The sequence below is a fragment of the Nonomuraea zeae genome, assembly GCF_005889725.1.
In the GTDB taxonomy this organism is placed as follows: Bacteria; Actinomycetota; Actinomycetes; order Streptosporangiales; family Streptosporangiaceae; genus Nonomuraea; species Nonomuraea zeae.
The window spans coordinates 1-5,812 of sequence record NZ_VCKX01000485.1 but is presented as its reverse complement, the minus strand read 5'-3'; the positions used below and the strand labels follow the sequence as shown (position 1 = coordinate 5,812).

General features: G+C 69.8%; 5 protein-coding genes. 1 reads left to right on the top strand and 4 read right to left on the bottom strand.

The window, feature by feature from the left end; all coding sequences use genetic code 11:
* Positions 1 to 130: 130 nt before the first annotated feature.
* The 4 genes from ETD85_RS59560 to sucC all read right to left on the bottom strand — a co-directional run bounded on the left by ETD85_RS59560 (position 131) and on the right by sucC (position 4,534).
* Positions 131 to 397 (bottom strand): hypothetical protein, encoded by a 267-nt coding sequence (locus ETD85_RS59560; protein ID WP_138698640.1) that lies wholly within the window; start codon positions 395 to 397, stop codon positions 131 to 133.
* A 205-nt stretch (positions 398 to 602) separates the two neighbouring features.
* Entirely contained in the window at positions 603 to 2,240 is a 1,638-nt protein-coding gene (locus ETD85_RS59555) for a cell division protein PerM (RefSeq protein WP_138698639.1), read from the bottom strand.
* Between the two features lie 233 nt (positions 2,241 to 2,473).
* Positions 2,474 to 3,349 carry a succinate--CoA ligase subunit alpha gene (gene sucD, locus ETD85_RS59550; RefSeq protein WP_138698638.1) on the bottom strand — a complete coding sequence of 292 codons (876 nt, stop codon included), beginning with the start codon at positions 3,347 to 3,349 and terminating at the stop codon, positions 2,474 to 2,476.
* A 3-nt stretch (positions 3,350 to 3,352) separates the two neighbouring features.
* Positions 3,353 to 4,534 (bottom strand): ADP-forming succinate--CoA ligase subunit beta, encoded by a 1,182-nt coding sequence (gene sucC, locus ETD85_RS59545; protein WP_138698637.1) that lies wholly within the window; start codon positions 4,532 to 4,534, stop codon positions 3,353 to 3,355.
* A gap of 277 nt (positions 4,535 to 4,811) precedes the next feature.
* On the opposite strand from sucC, the gene ETD85_RS59540 reads away from it, so the two are divergent.
* Positions 4,812 to 5,609, top strand: a complete 798-nt coding sequence (locus ETD85_RS59540) for a hypothetical protein (RefSeq protein WP_138698636.1) — start codon at positions 4,812 to 4,814, stop codon at positions 5,607 to 5,609.
* Positions 5,610 to 5,812 lie beyond the last annotated feature (203 nt).

Sequence of the window (5,812 nt, the reverse complement as noted above, 5' to 3'; positions counted from 1 at the left end):
CGCGCCATCTCCAAGCACCGAGCCAAGGGTCAAGCCGACCGAACCAACCACCGAGCGGCCATCGCCATCGCCGTCCTCTCCGGCCCCGAATTGACAACCGCCCAGGCGCCCTAACTAACCGGCATTGGCCCTAACCGAGCGCGGCGGCTTCGGCCCCGGCCGGCGCCGCCTCGTCGCCGCGGCCTAGCTGCTGCAGGCATGCCTTCAGGGTGAGCAGGGCGTCGCGCAGACTCTGCTCGGCTCGCCGGACCTCCGTCCGCGCGGACTTCAGCTTCTCCGGCCGCCGCTTGAGCAGGTACGCCTCGGAGTAGCGATGGTCGTCGTCCCAGTCGTCCTCCGCCTCCAGCTCCCGGTGCCACTCCTGATGAGCGCGCGCCCGGTCGCGGTAGAGCCGCACTGCTTCTTCCCCGGCGGTCGGGGCTGCTTCCGGCGCCCCCAGCGCGAGCAGGCGAACGCCGAGGTCGTGCCAGACCCTCGCCTGGTGGACGTCACGCTCACCTCGGCGGCCTCCGCGACGCGGCCGACCTTGCCGAGGCCCTGCGCGGGTCGGCGGCCCTCGCCCTGATTTCTCCAGCTCAGCCGGTGCATCCCGCGAACAGCTTTCAGTCGCGGTCCCAGGCGTAGGGGTCGACGTAGATGACTTTGCCGCCTCGGTCGTCGGACTCGTCCACGATGTCCTTACGCGGCGGGCGTACCTGATCGGGCTCCGGCTCGGCAAGGCGCGGACGGGCCTGGGCCAGCGTCTCCGCCTCCGCCGAAGCGTGCTCGTCCTGCCAGTCGTCCCTGATGACCGGGATCTCCTGGGTGTCGGCCTCGGTGGCGTCCATCCAGTGGCCGGGCAGCGGGCGCGGATCCGACTCGGCCAGCCCGACCCGGCTCGCCGCCTTGGCGATCGCGGCGCCGGCCTTGCGTACCGGGGCGGCCGCGCGGTCGAGCGGCGCGCGTGCCTTCTTGTTGAGCAGCAGCAGGTTGGCCACGCCCGCGGAGATGCCCGCGGCCACGCCGACCTCCAGCGCCACCGACAGGGCCACCTCCCAGGGCGAGGGCCCGACCGTGGCCAGCCGCCCGCCGCCGATGGGCCCGCCGGACAGCGCCGCCAGCGCCCCCGACACCAGACCGGCCGAGACGCCGGTGAGGAACCCCCAGAGCGGCGCGGCCTCGTACGAGGGCGACGGCGAGATCCGGGCCACGAACACCCCGGCCACCGCCCCCGCCGCGAACGGCAGCGCGATCACCGCCATCATCCACGCCGGCACGGGCCCGCTCTCCGGCAGCGCGCCCAGCAGCGGCAGGCTCGGCACCGAGCCGAGTTGCACGCCCGTGGGCGCGACCAGGGTGTCGGCCCCGATGGCGAACCCGGGCCCGGCGATGTAGGACGACGCCCAGATGACGGCGTTGAGCGCGTACAGGAGTTGCAACAGCAACAGCAGCACCCCGCCCACGAACCCGGGCGAGAGCACCTCGGACAGCTCTCTGACCTGCCCGAAGTTCAGCACGACAGCGACCAGCACCAGGGCGAGCCCGGCCACGAGCAGCACCGCCGTGGCGACGGCCGTGCCGACGGTCATGGCGCGCACCCGCTCGGGCAGCAGCCGCAGCATCGCCCGCCACGGCCCGATCGTCCGCGCCGTGGCCAGCGCGCCCGCCAGGAACGCCAGCACGAAATGGCTCAGCAGCGCCTCGCCGATGAACGGCTGGGTGATCTCGTTGCTGGCCACGAGCGCGATCAACCCCGCGAGCAGCGCGTACGGGGCCGCCAGCGACACCCCGGCCTGGGCCACCAGGACCAGCTGGGCCCGGCGGCGAGCACCGGCCTGCTCCTTCGGGCTGTTCTTCGGCAGCCGGGCGGGCAGCCGCAACCGCAGGTCGGCGTCGCGCGCCATCCACCGTCCGGCCCGGTAGAGGAGCATGGCGGGCAGGATCATGAGCCCGAGCGGCAGCAGCCCGACCCGCCCGCCAGGGATCGCGAACCCGGCGTGGTGCGCGGCCAGCCACAGCTGCGCGGCGGTACGGAACACCCCCGGCAACCCAGCGCCCAGCGTGCCGCGCGGCGCGGCGATCCAGCCGACAAGGGTGAGTGTGGTGAGTGCGGCCAGCCCGACGCCGAGCGTGCAGGCGGCGGCCAGCATCCCCGAGACGGGTAGCGGCCGCCTGGTCTCGTCGTCGTCGCTCGACCCCCCGGGCAACTTGCCGAGCACAGACCGGGGGGCAGTACGCAACTGGTCGAGAATCGCCGTCACAGTAGGCGATTTTCTCAAGGTTTCCCGACCAGCGCTTGGTTGACGCGCCGCCCCCGGCTCACTTTGTCATTACGAACAGGGCACGCCAGGCCACTTGACGAGGTCGGCGGGGCTGCCGGTGCGCGCGTAATGGCGTGGGAAGGAGGAAGCCCCGCGCGGCGGGAACCGCACGGGGCTTCTCAAGGCGACCAGCACCGGTGCGGCGGGAACCGCGCCGGGCTTCTCGTGCTGGGTCAGCGCGCCTGCATGATCTCGCGCATCAGGCGGGCGGTCTCGGAGGGGGTCTTGCCGACGCGGACGCCGACCTTCTCCAGGGCCTCCTTCTTCGCCTGCGCGGTGCCGGCCGAGCCGGACACGATCGCGCCCGCGTGGCCCATCGTCTTGCCCTCGGGCGCGGTGAAGCCCGCGACATAGGCCACGACCGGCTTGGAGACGTGCTGCTCGATGTACGCGGCCGCGCGCTCCTCGGCGTCACCGCCGATCTCACCGATCATCACGATCGCGTCGGTGGCCGGGTCCTCCTGGAAGGCCTGGAGCGCGTCGATGTGCGTGGTCCCGATGACGGGGTCGCCACCGATGCCCACCGCGGTCGAGAACCCGAAGTCACGCAGCTCGTACATCAGCTGGTAGGTCAGCGTGCCCGACTTGGAGACCAGGCCGATGCGGCCGGCGGTGGTGATGTCGGCGGGGATGATGCCGGCGTTGGAGGCGCCGGGAGAGGCGATGCCCGGGCAGTTCGGCCCGATGATGCGGGTCTTGTTGCCCTTGGCCACCGCGTACGCCCAGAACTCGGTCGAGTCGTGCACCGGCACGCCCTCGGTGATCACCACGACGAGCGGGATCTCGGCGTCGATGGCCTCCTTGACCGCGTCCTTGGTGAACGCCGGGGGCACGAACACGACCGACACGTCAGCGCCGGTCTGCTCCATCGCCTCCTTGACCGTGCCGAACACGGGCAGGCCCTCGTGGGTGGTGCCGGCCTTGCGGGCGTTGACACCACCGACGACGCGGGCGCCGGAGGCGAGCATGCGGCGGGTGTGCTTGGTGCCCTCACCGCCGGTCATGCCCTGGACAATGATCTTGCTGTTCTCGGTCAGCCAGATAGCCATGAGTTACGCACCTACCGAAGCGAGCTCGGCGGCCCGCTTGGCCGCGTCGTCCATCGTGTCCACCAGCTCGACCCGCGGAAGTGCGGCGTCGGCCAGGATCTGCCGCCCGAGCTGGGCGTTGTTGCCGTCGAGGCGGACCACCAGCGGGTGGGTCACGGCCTCGCCGCGGCTCTCCAGCAGCTTGAACGCCGAGACGATGCCGTTGGCGACGGCGTCGCAGGCGGTGATGCCGCCGAAGACGTTCACGAAGATCGACTTGACGCTCGGGTCGGAGAGGATGATCTCCAGGCCAGCGGCCATGACCTCGGCCGAGGCGCCGCCGCCGATGTCGAGGAAGTTCGCGGGGGACGGCTTGCCGGGGAACGCCTCGCCGGCGTAGGCGACCACGTCGAGCGTGGACATGACCAGGCCCGCGCCGTTGCCGATGATGCCGACGTCGCCGTCGAGCTTGACGTAGTTGAGGTCCTTCTCCTTGGCCTTGGCCTCGAGCGGGTCCTCGGCCGCCTTGTCGGCGAGCGCCTCGTGGTCGGACTGGCGGAAGGCAGCGTTCTCGTCGAGCGTGACCTTGCCGTCGAGCGCCTTCACCTGGCCGTCGGCCGACAGGATCATCGGGTTGACCTCGACGAGCGTGGCGTCCTCGTCGACGAAGCAGCACCAGAGCTTCTCGATGAGCTCGGCGGCGCCGTCGAGCGACTTCTCCGGCAGGCCGCCGGCCACCGCGATCTCGCGGGCCTTGGCCCGGTCGACGCCGTCCAGCGCCGAGACCGGCACCTTGGCCACCTTCTCGGGCGCGGTGTGGGCGACCTCTTCGATGTCCATGCCGCCCGCGGCCGAGCAGATGGCGAGGAAGGTACGGTTCGCGCGGTCGAGCAGGAAGGAGAAGTAGTACTCCTCCGCGATCGCGCTGGCCTCCTCCACAAGCACCTTGTGGACCGTGTGGCCCTTGATGTCCATGCCCAGGATGGCCTCAGCCTTGGTCACGGCGTCGGCGGCGTCATCGGCCACCTTCACGCCGCCGGCCTTGCCGCGCCCGCCGGTCTTGACCTGGGCCTTGACGACAACGCGCCCAGTCAGCTCGGTGGCGGCCGACCGCACCTCCTCCACCGTGTGAGCGACGATGCCGCGTGGCACCGGGATGCCGTAGTCAGCGAAGAGTTCCTTCGCCTGATGTTCGAACAGGTCCACGAGGGTCCGTCCTTGCTTATCCGACTGATGTTCGACGGCCCGGGCAACCCCGTGCGTGCCGGGCGTTTCCGCCAGTGAAGCCTAGCCCGAAGCTTGACCTGCCCAGGTCATCGGGTCGGGGTTCTCCCGGTATGTGACGGTCATCTCACTTCTCGACGATGGCTCCCGCACAACAATTGCACGGTTTCGGGGTCATACGTCGCGATCTCCGATATATGGTCGTGATCTTCAATTGGCAGGATTCTGCTCCCTCTCCTTTTGAATCGAAGGAAAACGTATGAAGCGAATTCTCGCGGGCCTGGCGTTAACCACGGCCGCCGCGCTCGTGACCGCGACACCTGCGCAGGCCGCGCCGGTGGATCCGGTGAAGGCGCTGAAGAAGCAGTTCGTCTCGGGGCACGGGGTGCGGATCTCCGAGACGACGCGAGTGACCGTGGACGGCAAGACCTCGACGGCCGGCAAGACGACCGGCACTTTTGAGTTCGGGAAGTCGGGGGTCGTCGCCTCCGACCTGAAGAACCGGGCCCCCGGTGGCGTGTCGAGCTCGCTCGCTCCGCCGCACATCATCACGGTCGGCGGCCACAGCTACGCGCAGGGCTCGCTGTTCAGTGAGGAATTGCCCGAAGGCAAGAAGTGGGTGCGCTACAGCGGGGTGGCGAGCGGCGGCACCTTCAACCAGATTCTCGACATCTTCGACCCGAAGGTGCTGAAGACCCTGGTGTCGCACGCCAAGAGCTTCAAGTCCAGCACGTACAAGGGGTCGTTGACCTACAGCGAGCTGAGCAAGGCGTACGGGCAGAAGATCAGCGGCAAGATCGGCAAGATCAAGATCGACTACTCGCTGATCGTCAACTCCAAGGGCCTGGTCACCCACCTGAAGTCGGGCTGGACCATGGACTTCGGGATCCTCGGCAAGACCCGCTCGACCACCGAATCCCGCTACACCGGCTGGGGCTCCAAGGTCAAGATCAAGGCGCCGGCCGAGGACCTCTGGATCGACGTCAAGGATCTCGGTGAGGACACCGAGGTTCCGCAGGAGATCCCGGACAACTCGATCAACTCGCTCGCGAACTAATTAGCTCGGACACCCTCCTGCTCCGCTTCGTGGGTGGGAGGGGCTTCCCGTCGCGCTGGGGTTCTGCACCCGCCGCCCCGAACCTATGACCCCCCGCCCTAGACCTATGGGACCCAGGCTCATGGGCCGGGACCGATAGGTCGGGGCGCGCGGGTCGGGACGCGCGGGTCGGGACTGGATGGTCGGGGCGCGCGGGTCGGGGC